Here is an 18349-nt window from a genome sequence, read left to right as displayed (position 1 = left end):
GACAGCGCATGTTGCGGCTTACCAGGCATTCGCCGGGCCGTCATGGCTGAGCAGCTGCTGGAACTGCTCCGAAGACACCGCGTGGGAAATCAGGAAACCCTGAACCTGAGTGCAGTCGATCTTACGCAACAGAGCAAGTTCTTGCGCGGTTTCCACGCCTTCGGCCACCACCGTCAGACCCAGTTGCCGACCGAGGGTGACAATGCTGGTCAGCGCCTGCGCCAGTTCGGCGTTGCTGTTGCAACCCTGTACCAGTGCGCGGTCGATTTTCAGTTCGGTGAACGGCGCCGACACCAGGTTCATGTAGGAGCTGTAGCCCTTGCCGAAATCATCCTGGGACAAGCCGAAACCCTTGATACGCAAGCGGCAGGCCCCGGCGTAGAAGTTGCTGATGTCATCGGGCACCGAGCATTCCATCAGTTCGAAACAGATCCGCGCCGGCAGGCCGTTGTGCTGCAGAACAAACGCGAGGATGCGATCGGGCAGGTCGTGGCTGTTGAGCAGGTGCGTCGGCAGATTGATCGACACCGGAATGTCATAGCCTTGCTGGCGCCATACTGATTGGGCTGCAAGCGCCTGTTCCAGCATGCGCCAGAGCAGATGCTCTTCAAGGTCGTGGGCGATCAGAGCGGGTAGAAAAACCCCCGGCAACAAGGTGCCATGTTCAGGGTGCACCCAGCGCACCAGTGCTTCGGCGGCAACGATGCGGCCATTGTCCAGCGCCTTCTTGGGTTGGAACCAGGCCTGCAGCTCTGCGTTATCCAGCGCGCGCAAAAGACTCTGCCGATCGATACCGGCATGCGCTGCAACGGGGGCGTCCTGGCGCAGTGCCTGCAACTGCTCGATCAGGCGCCGCAATGCAGCGCTGTTGACCGGTTTGGAAATCAGCCCGATGACTTTCACCTGCAGATTGCTCGCCACCAGGCTCGCGCCCATCAGCATGCGCCGCGAGGCGGCGCTCATGATCGCCAGTGCCGGACGCGATTGTTGCGCAGCGAGGCCCTGAATGAACTGCACGCCGTCCATGCCCGGCATCAGCAAATCGGTGAGCACCAGGTCGAACTCGCGATTCTTCAGGCGCCGCAAGGCTTCTTCACCGTCCCTGGCAAACTCCAGATCGAATACACCCAGTTCGTTGAACAGGTTCTGCAGGTACAGATGCTGAAACGGATGATCTTCGACAATCAGCAGGCTAGAGGACTTCATCGGCGACTCGTTGATAGGGAGCCAAGACGGTCGACAAGGCTCGCAGCGTGAAAGGTTTGATCAGGCAGTGATTCATCCCGGCCGCCAGGCACAACGCCTCTTCGCCGCGCAAGGCGTTGGCGGTGGCGCCGATGATCGGCGTGGTGGAGCCCAGGCGCCGCAGGGCCTTGGCCAGTTCATAGCCGTTGAGGCGCGGCATGTTGACGTCCGTCAGGACGATATCGAAGCTATCGTTTTGCCAGAGTGACAAGGCCTCTTCGCCATCGCTGGCCAGCGTTACCGTGCAGCCCAGTTCCTGCAATTGGTCGCGCAGGATCAACTGATTGATCGCATTGTCTTCGGCAACGAGGATGTGCAGGTGCAACGGTGCCAGCGTCGAGGTTGGCGTGTGCTGCTGATGCTCGATGATGGGGCCGCCCTGCGCCTGACGCACGGCTTGGCGGATCGCGGCCAGATCGTTCAGGTTCGCGATCCAATCGTCGCCGGTGCACTGTGGCTCACAGGCTGCATCGCCGCTGGCCAGCACTCGCGGACCAGACCAGTGCAGGTCGCTAGGCTGCGCCATCGGCTCCGGGTACAACTCAAGTAACACGCCGCTGTTGGCAGGCTCTTGGCTGGCTGGCGCGCCTAGGTGCGGCAGAGCGCCCCAACGACGCAGCCAGCCACCCAGACTCTCGGCCAGTTCGCGTACTGGCGACACCACATAAACAGTCTCGGCCGCGAGCCTTGGCCTTATCTCAGACAGTGCATTGCCCGAACGCTGCTCCAGCGGCAAGGTCAGGGAAAAGCTGCTGCCCAGCCCCGGCTCGCTGACCATGCGCAGAGTGCCGTCCATCAAATGGGTCAGGCGCAGGCAGATCGGCAGGCCCAGTCCGGTGCCCGCGACCACATGGGTGTTGCCCTGGGTCTGATAGAACGGTTCGAAAATAAACGCCTGGTCCGCGTGGGCAATGCCACGCCCCGTGTCGCAGACCTGCCATTCTACGCAGACGCGCTCACCCTCACGGGCCTGCACTTTGACCCGCAACACCACGCGCCCGGAATCAGTGAACTTGACCGCGTTGCTCAGCAGATTATTGAGAACCTGGCGCACGCGGCTGACATCACCGACCAGGCTGTCGGGCAGTTGTGGGTCGAAGCAGGCGTATAGCTGCAAGCCCTTGCTCTGCGCCGCCGCCGCGTATCCTTGCACCACTTCCTGCGCCAGCGTCACGACGGAAAAGTCACTCAATTCCAGCGCCAGTTGCCCGGCCTCGATTTTTGATACATCGAGCACATCGCAGATCAATTGCAGCAGGGTGGCCGACGAACCTTCGATTGCCTGCAGATAGCTTTTCTGCTGAGCGTCGAGCCGGGTGCGAGCGAGCAGCTCCAAAGTGCCGAGCACGCCATACAGCGGCGTGCGAATTTCGTGGCTCATGGTCGCCAGAAACAGGGTTTTCGCTTCGTTGGCGGCATCGGCCGACTGGCGTGCCTGCTCCAGCGCCGCTTCGATCTGGCGACGCGCGCTGATGTCGCTGAAGGCGCAAAGCAACACGTCTTCGCCCTTGTAGCGGGTCGGCGCGCAACACAAGTACAGGTGGCGGCCGTCAGCGGTCTCGAAATAATCAGTCAGGCACGGCGCGTTTTGCGCAAATGCAGCGCGGATCCAGCCGTGACCCAGTTGTTCGCTGCAGGCACCCAGCCATTGCTGGGCGAGGGTGTTTTCCAGCACCACTTGAGCATCGCTGCGCCGCAATACGCAGAGCGCCACTGGCGCGGTCTGAATGACGTCGCGGCTGAACAGCTCGCTTTCGACCAAGGCTTGAATCCGTTGCAGGGTCGGCATGATGAAGCGATGCTCCAGGCGCCGGATCAACAGCCACACTAGGCTGATGCTGGCCACGCAGAACGCCAGCGCGCAAAGCATCTGTGGCCACAACGCCCACAGCACGGCGAGCAAATCGATGGAGTAGGTCAACTGCCAGTCCGACGACTTCAGTTGTTTGCGCAACACCAGTTGTTCCGGCAACCAGCCGTCACCGACGAATCCGAAGAAATCCTGCTGGCGCAGCAGTGGCAGATCCTGCCCGGGGGGTGGCTTGTGGCTGTTGCTGAAAAGCGGCATGCCCTGAGAGTTGAACATGGTGAACTCGCCAGCGCTGTGGTCGCTCAACGCATTGGAGACCTCTCGGTCGTCCATTTCCAGACCGAGCCAGCCGGAATCGGGATCGCGATCATCCAGGCGAATGAAGATGTACAGCTGCGAGTGCCCTTGCAAGTTGTGCGTCAGCCAGATTTCTTTGACGGTGTTGGTGTTGTCGCGTTTGAGGGTTTCCAGGCGATCAAGCATCGCACGTGGAAAATCGCCAGTCGTGGGCGTTGTGTTGGACAGGCGCCAAACCTGCGCCTCGGCGCCGCTGCTGACGTAGAGCAGATTCAATTTGCGCGCTTTCAGATAGTCGCGCATGCGCTGGGTCAGCCAGATGCTCCACTGCTTGCCGGGGGATTGTCCCAGCAACAGACGAATTTCCTCTTCGGACAGCGGTGCGCTTAACGCGGTCTGCCGGGTCGCCGACAAACTGAGGCTTTCCAGCAGCGCCTCGCGGGTGGTGAAAAACGTATGCGCCTCGGCGATGGCGCTGCTCATGTAGCTGCGCCGTTGAGAAATTTCGTTGTTGAAGGTGAACAGCAGAAAACTGTAGACGCCGCCGAGGATGCCCACCAGCAGTACCAACGCGAAAATGCGCAACAACCGTCGCGCAGCGTGGGGCGTGGACAGCACAGGGCTGATCTGGTGGAGGTAGTTCTTCAATCGCATCCCGGCACAGTAGGAGCGGCCGGGCACGATGAAAATCAGACGATTCTTAAAGAGGGCTAAGCGAATAATTGGCTGTAGCAACGCATCAATGGAATCACAGGTAACTAATGACAAATGCAATCGTTGCGTTGGCTGTTCCGGCGCGCATGCCTTTGTCAAACCCACCATTGCCACCTGTTTCAGCGACGCGAAAATAACGAGCGCTCAGAGGGATCTTCAAGTTGCCTCCCGCAGAGGAATAGTCCGCGAATTCATAGCTTTGATGTAAAGCCAAGGGGGTTCCATCGCTATTAAGTACTTGCAAAGCCATACCCTGAGCCGTCGAATCTGCACTCAGCTTTACGATGCCCCTCGTGGAATTTTGCGACGGAGAAGTCAGGGTAGGCTTGAGCGTATAAGTTACTTTGTTGATGCCTGGCGGACAGTTGTTAAGGCTGATGTCAAATTTGACCGGCTCAGAATATGCTCCGTTTTGGGCAAAGCTACTCATGTCGTGCGACCCCATGTCTACTTTGATGTCAGGCGTTTCACAGGATTGAGGTACGATCGTTACGCCGTTGGTCGCCATTGCCAATGGTGATACACCGTCTGCATGGAATACCCCAAGTGTACCTGCCGGGATTTTCTGTACACCGATTACATCCGCTATTTTGAATAGTCGTAGCACGTGTCTTGTGGTGTCCCATCCGTATCCGCCCGCTTCTCGCCGAATACCCGGATAAATGGGTATGGTTACGTTGTCTTTGAAAGACCACTGCCATGCAAGTCCGGTGTTTCCGATCGCGTAAACAAGGTCACCCGATTTAGACACGCCGACGTTGTTCTGAACACCATAGTAAAACTCGTTAGTGCATTTATATGAGCTGGGCGTAGGGCCAAGTGTTAATGGAGGACTTTCATATATTACGGTGCCGTTAGGTGTATCACGAGGAATCGAAAGTGTAGCGGGTACTTGCATAGTGATAATTGTTTGAAAATGACGCGGGTAGAACTCGCAATTGGCCGCGCCCGCGTAGCTGGACGCGAAGAGTAACGTCAGACACAGCGTGTGAATCAATTTCGTTAACGGGATAGCGCGGTGGGTTTGGAAACGCTTCATGGAGAGGGCTTTACGTATCGGCCAATGAGCGACGTACGTTAGCCACGGCACTCAAGCCTGGACATCAGGCGATTCTTAGAAGTCGCAGACGTGCCCCGCAGGGGAACGCATTCCACTACCTTCCTGCCGCTAAACCAAGCCCATATGTCAGCTAATTACCAAGCAACCTAACTATTACGTTGACATTCGCTGCCTAGGCAGTAACATCTCGACATACATTCACTGCCTAGGCAGTTATTAGGTGAGCACATGAAGCATTTCACCCCCGACGAATTCAAGCATTGCCATCTCGGCCTGTTGCTCGGCCGTGCCGCTTTACTCAAGGACAAGATCATCGACACCCACATGGAACCCCACGGCATTACCGCCGCGCAGTTCAAGGTGTTGATCATCATGGCCCAGTTCGGCGTCGACACCCCGGCCGAGCTGTGCCGGCATCTGTCGCTGGACAGCGGTTCGATGACGCGCATGCTCGACCGTCTGGAGCAGAAAGGCTTTCTGGTTCGCCAACGCAGTGAAGGCGATCGCCGTCAGGTGCAACTGAAACTCACCGAGCAAGGCCAGCAACTGGCCGATCGCCTGCCATACATCGGCGCTGACGCGATGAATGAACTGGCCGGCGCCGTCACTCCGGACGAGTTGAAGACCCTGGAATACATCCTCAAGAAAATCCTGCTGGCAGCCGGTGACCCGATCACTATCCAGCGGTTAGGTGAACACAATGAGCGGTAAAACCTTGCGCAGCAGCCTGACACTGGTGCTGTCGGCGATGATTCTCGCCGGTTGTGCCAACTACAGTGGCCTCGATACCCAAGGCAAAAACCTTGATGCGAAAGACCTGAAGGTCGGCCAATCCCTCAATGGCGTGACGCTGTCCCAGGCCGCGTGGCCCAAGAGCGACTGGTGGACCAGCCTCGGCGATCCGCAGCTCGACGGTCTGATCCGCGAAGCCCTGCACGACAGCCCGGACATGCAGATCGCCGACGCCCGCGCCCATCAGGCCAGCGCCGCTGCGTATGCCGCCGATGCCGAGCGCTATCCGACCCTCGACGCCAGTGCCGGCATTACCCGTTCACGCCTGGCCAAGGATCAGGACCCGCGAGGGCAGGGCGATGCCTACGCCACCGTGCGCAACATCAGCGCCGGCTTCAATTACAACTTCGACCTGTGGGGCGGTCAGCGTGACGCCTGGGAAGCTGCACTCGGCCAGGCCCGCGCCGCCGAGGTCGACCGTCAGGCTGCGCAACTGACCCTCGCCGCTGATGTGGCCCGTGCCTACAGCGATCTCGGTCAGGCGCACATCGTTTATGACCTGGCCAACGAAGATTTGAAGCGCACCAAACAGATGCTCGACCTGAGCCAGCGCCGTTTGAGCTCGGGGATCGACAGTCAGTACCAGTTCCAGCAGACCCAAAGTCTGGAAGCCAGCTCTGAAGCCAGTCTGATTGACGCCGAAAAACGCCTGAACAGCGCGAAAATCGCTCTGGCCGTATTGCTCGGCAAAGGCCCGGATCGCGGCAACGAAATCGCCCGACCGAAAGTCCTGCAAGCCAGCGCTGTCGCACTGCCATCGGTGCTGCCGGCCGAACTGCTGGGGCGTCGCCCGGATCTGGTCGCCGCGCGCTGGCGTGTCGAGGCAGCGAGCAAGGACATCGACTCCGCCAAGACCCGCTTCTATCCCAACTTGAACCTGTCGGCCTCTGCCGGTGCCGAATCTCTGTTGGGCGACGCGATGTTCGGTTCCGCCAGTCGCTTCTTCAACATTGCCCCGACGATTTCGGTGCCGATCTTCGATGGCGGACGCCTGCGTGCCAACCTCGATGCCCGCGACGCCGATTACGACCTCGCCGTGGCGCAGTACAACAAAAATCTGGTGAAAGCCTTGGGCGATGTTGGCGACACCATCAACCAGTTGCGTGATATCGGTCGGCAGATCGGCGCCCAGCAGCACGCGACCGAGATTGCCCAGGACTCTTACAACACCGTCGTCCAGCGTTACGGTTCCGGCATCGGCAACTACCTGGACGTGCTCAGCATCGAGCAGCAATTGCTGCAGGCCCAGCGTCAGCTGGCGACCCTGAATGCCGAGCAGATCGACCTGTCGATTCAACTGATGCAAGCGCTGGGCGGCGGCTTCCAGGGTGAAACTCTGACCGCAGCCAACGCCACCCCAGCCACGCTGCACAACTAATTCAAGGTACTTGTCATGGCCACTGCCGAAAACACTCAAGCTCAAGACAACGCCCAGGACACTGGCAATCCGCGCAAACGCAAGGTGATGCTGCTGGTGCTGGCCGTTGTGGTTGCCCTCGCCGGTGCCGGTGTCTGGGCGTATCACGAATTCATCGGGCGCTGGAGCGAAAGCACCGACGACGCCTACGTCAACGGCAACGTGGTGGAAATCACTCCGCTGGTGACCGGCACCGTGGTCAGCATCGGCGCCGACGATGGTGACCTGGTTCATGAAGGCCAGGTGCTGATCAACTTCGACCCGAACGATGCCGAAGTCGGCCTGCAAAGTGCCAAGGCCAATCTGGCCCGCACTGTGCGTCAGGTTCGCGGCCTGTACAGCAACGTCGATGGCATGAAGGCCCAGGTCAACGCGCAACAGGCCGAAGTGCAGAAAGCCCAGGACAACTTCAACCGCCGGAAAAATCTTGCCGCCGGCGGGGCGATTTCCCAGGAAGAACTGTCCCACGCCCGCGATGACCTGACCTCGGCGCAAAATGCTCTGGCCAACGCCAAGCAGCAGCTGAAAACCACCAGCGCGCTGGTCGATGACACCGTAGTCTCGTCGCACCCGGACGTGATGGCTGCCGCCGCGCAACTGCGCCAGGCCTACCTGACCAACGCCCGCAGCACCTTGATCGCGCCGGTCACCGGTTACGTCGCCAAGCGCACCGTGCAACTCGGCCAGCGTGTGCAGCCGGGTACCGCGCTGATGGCGGTGATCCCGCTGGATCAACTGTGGATCGATGCCAACTTCAAGGAAACCCAGCTGCGTGACATGCGCATCGGCCAACCGGTGGAGATCGAGTCGGACATCTACGGCAGCGACGTGAAGTTCAGCGGCACCGTCGACAGCCTCGGCGCGGGCACCGGCAGCGCGTTCGCCCTGCTGCCGGCGCAGAACGCCACCGGTAACTGGATCAAGATCGTGCAACGTGTGCCGGTGCGGATTCACGTCAACGCCGAAGAGCTGGCCAAACACCCGCTGCGCGTCGGTCTGTCGACCAATGTCGAGGTCAACCTGCACGACCAGAGCGGCCCGGTACTGGCCCAGCAGCCGCCGCAACAGGCCTCGTTCAGCACTAACGTCTACGACCGTCAACTGGCCGAAGCCGACGCGATGATCACCCAGTTGATCCACGACAACAGCGCGGCGGTCAGCAAGACCGCGCAACGCTGATCCACCACTGACCCTGTGGGAGCGGGCTTGCTCGCGAAAGCGGTGTGTCATTCAGCATTGATTTGTCTGACAGACCGCCTTCGTCGGAACGCCGCCCGGAGCAAGCCCGCTCCCACAAAGGTGACTGCGTCTGTAACAAGCGCGGCACCCGCCGAGTTCCAAAGGATTCGCGATGAGCAATAACGCCTCTTTTTCGCCGCCCAGCCTGTTGCTCAGCACCATCGGCCTGTCGCTGGCGACCTTCATGCAAGTGCTCGACACCACCATCGCCAACGTGGCGCTGCCGACCATTTCCGGCAACCTCGGCGTGAGTTCGGAGCAGGGCACCTGGGTCATCACTTCGTTCGCCGTGAGTAACGCCATCGCGTTGCCGCTCACTGGCTGGCTGAGCCGTCGCTTCGGCGAGGTGAAGCTGTTTCTGTGGGCGACCATCCTGTTTGTGCTGGCTTCGTTCCTGTGCGGTATTTCCACCTCGATGCCGGAACTGATCGGCTTCCGCGTGCTGCAAGGCCTGGTGGCCGGGCCGTTGTACCCGATGACCCAGACGCTGCTGATTGCGGTGTATCCGCCAGCGAGGCGGGGCATGGCCCTGGCGTTGCTGGCGATGGTCACGGTGGTGGCGCCGATTGCCGGGCCGATCCTCGGCGGCTGGATCACCGACAGTTACAGCTGGCCGTGGATTTTCTTCATCAACGTGCCGATCGGGATTTTCGCGGTAATGGTGGTGCGCCAGCAGCTGGCCAAGCGCCCGGTGGTCACCAGTCATCAGCCGATGGATTACGTCGGGCTGATCACGCTGATCATTGGCGTGGGCGCGTTGCAGGTGATCCTCGACAAGGGCAATGACCTGGATTGGTTCGAGTCGAACTTCATCATCATCGGCGCGGCGATTTCGGTGATCGCGCTGGCGGTGTTCGTGATCTGGGAAATGACCGACCAGCATCCGGTGGTCAACCTGCGGCTGTTCGCCTATCGCAACTTCCGCATCGGTACGCTGGTGCTGGTGTTGGGTTACGCCGGTTTCTTCGGCATCAACCTGATCCTGCCGCAGTGGCTGCAGACCCAGATGGGCTACACCGCGACCTGGGCCGGGCTGGCGGTGGCGCCGATCGGCATTCTGCCGGTGCTGCTGTCACCGTTTGTCGGCAAGTACGCACACAAGTTTGACCTGCGCCTGCTGGCCGGGCTGGCGTTCCTGGCGATTGGCCTGAGCTGCTTCATGCGCGCCGAGTTCACCAACGAAGTGGACTTCCAGCACATCGCCTTGGTGCAATTGTTCATGGGGATTGGTGTGGCGCTGTTCTTCATGCCGACCCTGAGCATCCTGATGTCGGACCTGCCGCCGAGCCAGATTGCTGACGGTGCCGGTCTGGCGACGTTCCTGCGGACACTGGGCGGCAGCTTTGCGGCGTCGTTGACGACGTGGATCTGGATTCGCCGGGCGGATCAGCATCATGCCTATATGAGCGAGAGCATCAGCACCTTCGAGCCAGCGACTCGCGAGACCTTGCATTCGCTGGGTGGCGCGAGCCAATCGGCCTATGCGCAGATGGATCAGATCCTCACCAGTCAGGCGTACATGCTCTCCACCGTGGATTACTTCACGCTGTTGGGGTGGGGGTTCATGGGGTTGATATTGATTGTGTGGCTGGCGAAACCGCCGTTTGCTGCCAAGGCAGGCCCGGCTGCTTCCGGGCACTAAGATCAAGAGCTTTCCCTCACCCTAACCCTCTCCCGGAGGGAGAGGGACTGACCGAGTGGGATGTTCGAGTTACGCCGACTTGATATACCGAGTTGTACTCAGGTCTTTAAGGATCTGGCTTGCGAGCTCGAGTCGAACTCAGGTTTGAACAGCATGAAGATCGGCTCCCTTTCCCCCTCGCCCCCTTGGGGGCGGTCCGACGTTTCGGGAGGGCTGGGGTGAGGGGGGTAGCGATCTTCAGCCGTGCGGCAATGCCAACGGTGGCGCAAAATCAAACGGCGCCAACGCAAACCCGTTCTCATCCACCTGTAACGCCCAACCCTGACGATCCCAATCCCCCAGCACAATCCGCTTCGCCGCCTGATCGCCGATCTGCAACTTGTGGATGGCCGGGCGATGGGTGTGCCCGTGAACCAGGGTTTTCACCCCGTATTCCTGCATGATCCGCGGGATTTCCTCCGGCGTGACATCGACGATGTCATTGGCCTTCATCCGCGTCTGCGCCCGGCTTTCGCTGCGCAGTTTGCGCGCAAGCTTATGTCGGGTGCGCAGGGGCAGGTTGCGCAATATGAACAGGTTGATCGGATTGCGCAGGTAACGGCGCAGCTTCATATAAGCTTCGTCGCGGGTGCACAGGCTGTCGCCGTGCATCAGCAACACCGGTTCGCCGTAAAACTGCACGACACTCGGATCCTTCAACAGCGTGCAGCCGGCTTCCTTGCAGAAAGCCTTGCCGAGCAGAAAGTCGCGATTGCCGTGCATCAGAAAAATGGCCGTGCCGCTGTCGCTCAATTCGCGCAGGGCCTGGCAGATGGAACGCTGGAAGGGGGTCATGGCGTCGTCGCCGATCCACGCCTCGAAAAAGTCGCCCAGGATGTACAACGCACTCGCCGAGCGGGCGCGTCCGGCGAGCAAATCCAGAAACGCCCGGGTAATGTCCGGGCGCTCCTCTTCCAGATGCAAGTCTGAAATCAGCAATATCACGCTTCGATGATCTCGGCTTTCTCGATGATCACGTCGTCTGCGGGTACGTCCTGGTGGCCTGCCTTGGACGTGGTGGAAACGCCTTCGATCTTGTCGACAACGTCGGTGCCCGCAACCACTTTACCGAACACGGCATAACCCCAGCCCTGAGCGGTCTTGGCGGTGTGGTTCAGGAAGCTGTTGTCGGAGGCGTTGATGAAGAACTGCGCCGAAGCCGAATGCGGGTCCATGGTACGGGCCATGGCGATGGTGTACTTGTCGTTCTTAAGACCGTTGTCGGCTTCGTTCTGGATGCTCGGGCTCTTGTCTTTCTTTTCTTTCATGCCTGGCTCGAAACCGCCGCCCTGGATCATGAAACCTTTGATGACGCGGTGGAACACGACGTTCTCGTAGTGACCTTTCTTGACGTATTCGATGAAGTTGGCGGTGGTGACAGGCGCCTTTTCAGCGTTCAGTTCGATGACGATGTCACCGAAGTTGGTGGTCAATTTAACTTGAGTCATGATCGATGCTCTTTGTGAGGAATTCGTGGGTATTGGGACATGTCGGCCCCGTACCGGTTCAGCCCGAGAGGGCCAAGGTGCGCAGTTTAGCGTGACAGGCGCGAATTTCGAGGCAGTTTTTCAATTGCCGGCGATTAAATGCGCGCCTTTATAAGAGTGTGCTCTGTCAGGCCCTTGACAGCATCGGCTATGATAGCGGCTTTGTTTTGTCTGGCCCCCTTTGCGGCCGCGCACATGTAAGTCAAGGATCCTATGAGCAAGCCCACTGTCGACCCTACCTCGAATGCCAAGTCCGGCCCTGCCGTGCCGGTCAATTTCCTGCGGCCGATCATCCAGGCAGACCTGGACTCGGGCAAGCACACCCAGATCGTCACCCGTTTCCCGCCTGAGCCCAACGGCTACCTGCACATCGGCCACGCCAAGTCGATCTGCGTGAACTTCGGCCTGGCCCAGGAGTTCGGCGGTGTCACGCACTTGCGTTTCGACGACACCAACCCCGCCAAGGAAGACCAGGAATACATCGACGCGATCGAAAGCGACGTCAAATGGCTGGGGTTCGAATGGTCCGGCGAAGTGCGCTATGCCTCGCAATACTTCGACCAGTTGCACGACTGGGCCGTCGAGCTGATCAAGGCCGGCAAGGCCTACGTCGACGACCTGACGCCTGAACAGGCCAGGGAATACCGCGGCAGCCTGACCGAGCCGGGCAAGAACAGCCCGTTCCGCGACCGTTCGGTGGAAGAGAACCTGGACTGGTTCGCCCGCATGCGCGCCGGCGAGTTCCCGGACGGCGCCCGCGTGCTGCGCGCCAAGATCGACATGGCCTCGCCGAACATGAACCTGCGCGACCCGATCATGTACCGCATCCGCCACGCTCATCACCATCAGACCGGTGACAAGTGGTGCATCTACCCGAACTACGACTTCACCCACGGTCAGTCGGACGCCATTGAAGGCATCACCCACTCGATCTGCACCCTGGAGTTCGAAAGCCATCGTCCGCTGTACGAGTGGTTCCTCGACGCACTGCCGGTGCCGGCGCACCCGCGTCAGTACGAGTTCAGCCGTCTGAACCTCAACTACACCATCACCAGCAAGCGCAAGCTCAAGCAACTGGTTGACGAAAAACACGTCAATGGCTGGGACGATCCGCGCATGTCCACGCTGTCGGGCTTCCGCCGCCGTGGCTACACCCCGGCATCGATCCGCAACTTCTGCGAGATGATTGGCACCAACCGTTCCGACGGCGTGGTTGACTTCGGCATGCTCGAGTTCAGCATCCGTCAGGACCTGGACGCGAACGCCCCGCGCGCCATGTGCGTGCTGCGTCCGTTGAAAGTCGTGATCACCAACTACCCGCAAGGCCAGGTCGAGAACCTCGAACTGCCGCGTCATCCGCAGAAAGAAGAACTCGGCGTGCGCCAACTGCCGTTCGCCCGTGAAATCTACATCGACCGCGATGACTTCATGGAAGAGCCGCCAAAGGGCTACAAGCGCTTGGAGCCGAATGGCGAAGTGCGTCTGCGCGGCAGCTACGTGATCCGTGCCGACGAAGCGATCAAGGATGCCGACGGCAACATCGTCGAACTGCGCTGCTCCTACGATCCGGACACCCTGGGCAAGAACCCTGAAGGCCGCAAGGTCAAGGGTGTGATCCACTGGGTGCCGGCTGCTGCCAGCGTCGAGTGCGAAGTGCGTCTGTACGATCGCCTGTTCCGTTCTCCGAACCCGGAGAAGGCCGAAGACAGCGCGAGTTTCCTGGACAACATCAACCCTGACTCACTGCAAGTGCTGACCGGTTGTCGTGCCGAGCCTTCGCTGGGCAATGCACAGCCGGAAGACCGTTTCCAGTTCGAGCGCGAAGGCTACTTCGTCGCGGATATCAAGGACTCGAAACCAGGCCAGCCGGTATTCAACCGTACCGTGACCCTGCGCGATTCGTGGGGCCAGTGATCAAGTCTTAAGGAAACACCGTGCTTACGATCTACAACACGCTCACCAAGAGCAAAGAAGTCTTCAAGCCGCTGGATGGCAACAAGGTGCGCATGTACGTCTGCGGGATGACCGTGTACGACTACTGCCACCTGGGCCACGGCCGCAGCATGGTCGCGTTCGACCTGGTGACCCGCTGGTTGCGGTTCAGCGGTTATGACCTGACCTATGTGCGCAACATCACCGACATCGACGACAAGATCATCAACCGGGCCAACGAGAACGGCGAGTCGTTCGAAGCGTTGACCGAGCGCATGATCGCGGCGATGCACGAAGACGAAGCGCGCCTGAACATCAAGAAGCCGGACATGGAGCCGCGCGCCACGGATCACATCCCTGGCATGCACGCGATGATCCAGACCCTGATCGACAAGGGTTACGCCTACGCCCCGGGCAATGGCGACGTGTACTACCGCGTCGGCAAGTTCATGGGCTACGGCAAGCTGTCGCGCAAGAAGATCGAAGACCTGCGTATCGGTGCGCGGATCGAGGTCGACGAAGCCAAGGAAGATCCGCTGGACTTCGTGCTGTGGAAAGGCGTCAAGCCGGGCGAGCCGAGCTGGGAATCGCCGTGGGGCGCCGGGCGTCCGGGCTGGCACATCGAGTGCTCGGTGATGTCGACCTGCTGCCTCGGTGAGACGTTCGACATTCATGGCGGCGGCAGCGATCTTGAGTTCCCGCACCACGAAAACGAAATCGCCCAGAGCGAAGCGGCCACCGGCAAGACCTACGCCAACGCGTGGATGCATTGCGGCATGATTCGTATCAATGGCGAGAAGATGTCCAAGTCCTTGAACAACTTCTTCACCATTCGCGACGTGCTCGACAAGTACCACCCGGAAGTCGTGCGGTACCTGCTGGTGTCGAGCCACTACCGCAGCGCGATCAACTACTCGGAAGACAACCTCAAGGACGCCAAGAGCGCCCTGGAGCGTTTCTACCACGCGTTGAAAGGCCTGCCGAACGTGGCGCCGGCTGGCGGCGAAGCGTTCGTCGAGCGTTTCACCACGGTGATGAACGACGACTTCGGCACGCCGGAAGCGTGCGCGGTGCTGTTCGAGATGGTGCGTGAGATCAACCGTCTGCGCGAGAGCGATCTCGATGCAGCGGCCGGTCTGGCGGCTCGTCTGAAAGAACTGGCCAGCGTGCTCGGTGTGTTGCAGCTCGAAGCCGATGATTTCCTGCAGGCCGGCGCCGCAGGGCGTGTCGATGCCGCCGAGGTCGAGGCGCTGATCGCTGCGCGTCTGGCGGCACGTGCCGGCAAGGACTGGGCCGAATCCGACCGCATCCGCGACCAGCTCACCGCCATGGGTGTGGTGCTGGAAGACGGCAAGGGCGGCACGACCTGGCGTCTGGCCGACTGATCCGCTCGGCATGTTTGTTCCCACGCTCAGCGTGGGAATGTTTCAAGAAAACAAAACCCGCCCAGTGCGGGTTTTGTTTTTTGCGGCGGGCCTCAGCTCAAGAGCCCGGTGCTGACCGCGACGATCAGGAAAATCCCGAGTACAGCGCGGTAAATCACGAATGGCCAGGTGGAGAACTTCTCCAGAAAGCGCATCAGGCCCCAGATCGCGAAAAACGCCGAGATACTGGCAATCACCAGACCGAAAATCAGGTGCGCCCAGGCTTGCGCCGGCAGTTGCGCATGGAACAACACCCACAACTCCTTCAAACCCGCCAGCGCGATGGCCGGCAATCCGAGCAGGAAGGAGAAGCGCGCGGCTTCTTCACGTTTGAAATTGAGGAACAGCGCCGCCGTCAGCGTCGACCCGGAGCGCGAAACGCCCGGAATCAGTGCCCCGATCTGAGCGATACCCACGATCAGCGCATCGCGCAGACGCATTTCGCCAACGGTGCGGCGGTGGCGGCACGTAAGTTCAGCGATGGCCAGCAATACCGCCATCACCACGCAGGAAATCCCGATCACCATCAAGCCGCGCAACGGCGAGTTGCAGGCGTTGAGCGTCGAGGACAAGGCGATGCCGGCAATACCGATGGGAATGGTCGCCAGCACGATGGCCACCGCAAGGACGAACCACTGATTGTTGAAATCCCGTTGTCGCACTGCCGCCAGACTGCCCGTGGCGACCTGTCTGACGTCCCGCCAGAAATAACTCACCACCGCGGCCAGTGCGGCCAGTTGCATGGCGGCGGAAAACGCCGAGCCGGGATCCGGCCAGCCGAGCAGGGCCGGGACGATGCGCATGTGGGCGGTGGAAGAAACGGGCAATAACTCGGTGATGCCTTGAATGATGCCGAGGATGCCGATTTGCAGGTAATCGAGAGAAGCGAAGCCGGTATCAAGGCCGGTGGTGCAGATGTTGGTCAAAGAGCTTGTCCTGTGAGGGGCAGGAGGAGGGAGGTGTCTGGATCAAAGGTGCGCAGCGAAAATCTGAAACATTTCGTCACAGTCTGGTCGGTGTGGTCAATGGGTGGGCTTGATGGTTGTTGATGGCCACACTAGCGTCATCGCGAGCAGGCTCGCTCCCACAGGGGATTCGTGTCGTAGACAAAACCGCAGATGACGAAAAATTAATGTGGGAGCGACGATTTGACGTGCCTTCGGCCGACGATCACTCAGCCTGACGCAAGCGCTTGTAGAGCGTATTGCGACTGACCCCCAACCGCCGCGCCAGATGAGAAATATTGCCCCCGGCCGCCTGCAGTTCCCGATTCAACGCTTCGCTGTCATTCAGATCGATCCCCAACGGTTCTGGCGTTTCCAGCGGCTCCATCTCCAGATCGACAAAGAAATCATCCGGCAGATGCTCAGGTCTTACCGGTTGCTCTTCGGCCATGGCCAGCGCGACCTGCATCACGCTACTGACCTGCCGCAGATTCCCCGGCCACGGATGACGATCGAACAACTCCAGCACTTCGCGACTCAATCCCGCCCATTGCGTCGGTTCGCGATGCTGTTCCCACAAGCGTTTGAACAGCGCTTGCTTGTCACTGCGCTCGCGCAGCGGTGGCAATTCAAGGGTCAAACCGCCGATGCGGTAATACAAATCCTCGCGGAATCGCCCCAGTTGCACCTGTTCCCTGAGCGAGCGGTTGGTAGCGGAGATGATCCGCAGATCCACCGGGAACAACTCACTGCTGCCCACCGGTTGCACACAGCGTTCCTGCAATACCCGCAGCAATCGGGCCTGAGTCGGCAGCGGCATGTCGCCGATTTCATCGAGAAACAGCGTGCCTTTGTCGGCCTTGCGGATCAGGCCGATGCTACCTTTCTGGTTGGCGCCGGTGAACGCACCTTTCTCGTAGCCGAACAGCTCGGACTCCACCAGTTCGGCGGGTATCGCCGCGCAGTTGACGGCGATGAACGCCTGTTTGCTGCGGGAGCTGGCCTGATGCAGGGCTTTGACGAAGACTTCCTTGCCAACCCCGGTTTCTCCGTGAATCAGCAGCGGAATGTCCTTTTCCAGCAGGCGTTCGGCCTGGCGCACGGCTTTTTCCACACGGCTGTCGCCGAAGTGCAGACTGCTCAGACTGATGGCCGTGGAGGTCGTAACTTGCGGTTCGGTGACTTTGGCTTCAGCAAACACCCGCGGCTGAATGGGCGCCTGTTTAGGTCGTTTCAACAGACACTGGAAACGATTGCGCCCGGAGGTCTGCAAGGCAAACGGCAAACCGTCCGGCTGATTGATCAACTCCAGCAATGACACCTTGAACAGGCTCTCGACACTCACCCGCGACAGTCGCACGCCCAACAGATTGTCGGCCCGGCGGTTGGCCGACAGCACCTGGCCGCTCTCATCGAAAATCAGCAAACCCGCCCATTGACTGTCGAGGTTGTTCAACCCGGTGTTGAAGGTCAGTTGGAAGTGCTGGCCATGGAACAGGTTGAGGATCAGCCGGTTTTCCACGGTCTGGCTCATCATCTTGACCATGCCGAGGGTGTGCGAGGGCGGCAGGTAGCTGTCGCTGGACACATCGAGTACGGCGATGACTTTGCGCTCGGCGTTGAAGATCGGTGCGGCGGAGCCGGTCATGAAACGGTTGGCCTTGAGGAAATGCTCATCGTGCTCGATGTGCACTGCCTGTTCGCAGGCCAGCGCTGTGCCGATTGCATTGGTGCCGCTGGCGTGTTCCATCCAGCTTGCCCCGGCCTGGAAGCCGCGCGCCAGGTTCGGCTCGATAAAGCGTTGGGTGCCCCAAGACGTCAGTACCTGGCCCTGATTGTCGGCCAGCATGATCAGGCAGTTGGAATTGCTCAGGATGTTTTCGTAGTACGGCAGCACTTCCTGATGGGTGGTCTGCACCAGCGAATGGTGACTGTCGAGCAACTGCGCAATGCCGGAGGCGGGCAACTGGTCGAACGCCGGAGCACTTTGATGCTTGAGGCCGAAGGCGCGGCAACGGGACCAGGAGTCCTGAACGATGGCCTCGTGAGAAAGCGGCGGGACAGGTGCGGCCATGACAGTCAGCCTCTGAAAGCAGCGTTTTTATTATTGTTATGAGGCCCGTCGGGACCTGAAAGCATCGATAGAGTGTTGTTCACTATTGTTCATTGTCAATCGTTGAACTGTTCAAATGTGTTCAGCAATGAAGGTGGTTTGCCTGTGTTTTCGGCGATTTTCGCGGCGAATCAACGGCTTGGGATTTCTGGCACGAATGTCGCTCTACTGCACACGTCGCTTGACTCCAATAA

General features: G+C 60.0%; 13 protein-coding genes. 6 read left to right on the top strand and 7 right to left on the bottom strand.

The features are described 5' to 3' along the window. Window positions 1–18 precede the first annotated feature (18 nt). The 3 genes from ACSPX5_RS12990 to ACSPX5_RS12980 form a co-directional block, all read right to left on the bottom strand. The gene (locus ACSPX5_RS12990; protein WP_439821855.1) at window positions 19–1206 is read right to left on the bottom strand and encodes an EAL domain-containing response regulator; all 1188 of its coding nucleotides are present in this window, start codon (window positions 1204–1206) and stop codon (window positions 19–21) included. Then, window positions 1193–4006 (bottom strand): ATP-binding protein, encoded by a 2814-nt coding sequence (locus ACSPX5_RS12985; protein WP_439821854.1) that lies wholly within the window; start codon window positions 4004–4006, stop codon window positions 1193–1195. The genes ACSPX5_RS12990 and ACSPX5_RS12985 overlap by 14 nt, the downstream gene beginning before the upstream one ends. 94 nt (window positions 4007–4100) lie before the next feature. Beyond that, window positions 4101–5105, bottom strand: coding sequence for a fimbrial protein (locus ACSPX5_RS12980; protein ID WP_439821853.1), 1005 nt, complete (start codon window positions 5103–5105; stop codon window positions 4101–4103). Window positions 5106–5354: 249 nt separating this feature from the next. On the opposite strand from ACSPX5_RS12980, the gene ACSPX5_RS12975 reads away from it, so the two are divergent. From ACSPX5_RS12975 to ACSPX5_RS12960, 4 genes are all read left to right on the top strand, one after another. Then, window positions 5355–5837 carry a MarR family winged helix-turn-helix transcriptional regulator gene (locus ACSPX5_RS12975; RefSeq protein WP_169430972.1) on the top strand — a complete coding sequence of 161 codons (483 nt, stop codon included), beginning with the start codon at window positions 5355–5357 and terminating at the stop codon, window positions 5835–5837. Further along, window positions 5827–7296 (top strand): efflux transporter outer membrane subunit, encoded by a 1470-nt coding sequence (locus ACSPX5_RS12970; RefSeq protein ID WP_439821852.1) that lies wholly within the window; start codon window positions 5827–5829, stop codon window positions 7294–7296. Before ACSPX5_RS12975 ends, ACSPX5_RS12970 begins: the two co-directional genes overlap by 11 nt. A gap of 15 nt (window positions 7297–7311) precedes the next feature. Then, the gene (locus ACSPX5_RS12965; RefSeq protein ID WP_439821851.1) at window positions 7312–8514 is read left to right on the top strand and encodes an HlyD family secretion protein; all 1203 of its coding nucleotides are present in this window, start codon (window positions 7312–7314) and stop codon (window positions 8512–8514) included. Between the two features lie 172 nt (window positions 8515–8686). Beyond that, window positions 8687–10216: a DHA2 family efflux MFS transporter permease subunit gene (locus tag ACSPX5_RS12960; protein WP_169430969.1), complete on the top strand. Its 1530-nt coding sequence runs from the start codon at window positions 8687–8689 to the stop codon at window positions 10214–10216. 237 nt (window positions 10217–10453) lie between these two features. Here ACSPX5_RS12960 and lpxH read toward each other — a convergent pair whose 3' ends face one another. Both lpxH and ACSPX5_RS12950 read right to left on the bottom strand, forming a co-directional pair. Then, window positions 10454–11200: a UDP-2,3-diacylglucosamine diphosphatase gene (gene lpxH, locus ACSPX5_RS12955; protein ID WP_439821850.1), complete on the bottom strand. Its 747-nt coding sequence runs from the start codon at window positions 11198–11200 to the stop codon at window positions 10454–10456. Next, window positions 11197–11703: a peptidylprolyl isomerase gene (locus ACSPX5_RS12950; protein WP_169430967.1), complete on the bottom strand. Its 507-nt coding sequence runs from the start codon at window positions 11701–11703 to the stop codon at window positions 11197–11199. The genes lpxH and ACSPX5_RS12950 overlap by 4 nt, the downstream gene beginning before the upstream one ends. 252 nt (window positions 11704–11955) lie before the next feature. Here ACSPX5_RS12950 and ACSPX5_RS12945 point away from each other — a divergent pair, with 252 nt between their 5' ends. Both ACSPX5_RS12945 and cysS read left to right on the top strand, forming a co-directional pair. Beyond that, the gene (locus ACSPX5_RS12945) at window positions 11956–13656 is read left to right on the top strand and encodes a glutamine--tRNA ligase/YqeY domain fusion protein (RefSeq protein WP_439821849.1); all 1701 of its coding nucleotides are present in this window, start codon (window positions 11956–11958) and stop codon (window positions 13654–13656) included. Window positions 13657–13676: 20 nt separating this feature from the next. After that, window positions 13677–15059 (top strand): cysteine--tRNA ligase, encoded by a 1383-nt coding sequence (gene cysS / locus ACSPX5_RS12940; RefSeq protein ID WP_439821848.1) that lies wholly within the window; start codon window positions 13677–13679, stop codon window positions 15057–15059. A 92-nt stretch (window positions 15060–15151) separates the two neighbouring features. Here cysS and ACSPX5_RS12935 read toward each other — a convergent pair whose 3' ends face one another. Together ACSPX5_RS12935 and ACSPX5_RS12930 are read right to left on the bottom strand one after the other, a co-directional pair. Next, window positions 15152–16024 carry an undecaprenyl-diphosphate phosphatase gene (locus ACSPX5_RS12935; protein WP_323160163.1) on the bottom strand — a complete coding sequence of 291 codons (873 nt, stop codon included), beginning with the start codon at window positions 16022–16024 and terminating at the stop codon, window positions 15152–15154. Between the two features lie 244 nt (window positions 16025–16268). After that, complete coding sequence (locus tag ACSPX5_RS12930) at window positions 16269–18116, bottom strand: sigma-54-dependent Fis family transcriptional regulator (RefSeq protein WP_439821847.1); 1848 nt, start codon at window positions 18114–18116, stop codon at window positions 16269–16271. Window positions 18117–18349 lie beyond the last annotated feature (233 nt).

The organism is Pseudomonas sp. HLG18, assembly GCF_051903985.1.
In the GTDB taxonomy this organism is placed as follows: Bacteria; Pseudomonadota; Gammaproteobacteria; order Pseudomonadales; family Pseudomonadaceae; genus Aquipseudomonas; species Aquipseudomonas fluorescens_BT.
Note: the sequence above shows the minus strand (reverse complement) of the source record. Positions and strands in the feature narration are given on the sequence as shown.

What these genes read in the sequence shown, in the direction of transcription:
- ACSPX5_RS12960 (WP_169430969.1), top strand. Translation starts at nt 8,687, where the DNA reads ATGAGCAATAACGCCTCTTTTTCGCCGCCCAGCCTGTTGCTCAGCACC.
- ACSPX5_RS12985 (WP_439821854.1), bottom strand. Translation starts at nt 4,006, where the DNA reads ATGCGATTGAAGAACTACCTCCACCAGATCAGCCCTGTGCTGTCCACG.
- ACSPX5_RS12945 (WP_439821849.1), top strand. Translation starts at nt 11,956, where the DNA reads ATGAGCAAGCCCACTGTCGACCCTACCTCGAATGCCAAGTCCGGCCCT.
- ACSPX5_RS12950 (WP_169430967.1), bottom strand. Translation starts at nt 11,703, where the DNA reads ATGACTCAAGTTAAATTGACCACCAACTTCGGTGACATCGTCATCGAA.
- ACSPX5_RS12970 (WP_439821852.1), top strand. Translation starts at nt 5,827, where the DNA reads ATGAGCGGTAAAACCTTGCGCAGCAGCCTGACACTGGTGCTGTCGGCG.
- ACSPX5_RS12975 (WP_169430972.1), top strand. Translation starts at nt 5,355, where the DNA reads ATGAAGCATTTCACCCCCGACGAATTCAAGCATTGCCATCTCGGCCTG.
- ACSPX5_RS12980 (WP_439821853.1), bottom strand. Translation starts at nt 5,105, where the DNA reads ATGAAGCGTTTCCAAACCCACCGCGCTATCCCGTTAACGAAATTGATT.
- ACSPX5_RS12965 (WP_439821851.1), top strand. Translation starts at nt 7,312, where the DNA reads ATGGCCACTGCCGAAAACACTCAAGCTCAAGACAACGCCCAGGACACT.
- ACSPX5_RS12930 (WP_439821847.1), bottom strand. Translation starts at nt 18,116, where the DNA reads ATGGCCGCACCTGTCCCGCCGCTTTCTCACGAGGCCATCGTTCAGGAC.
- ACSPX5_RS12990 (WP_439821855.1), bottom strand. Translation starts at nt 1,206, where the DNA reads ATGAAGTCCTCTAGCCTGCTGATTGTCGAAGATCATCCGTTTCAGCAT.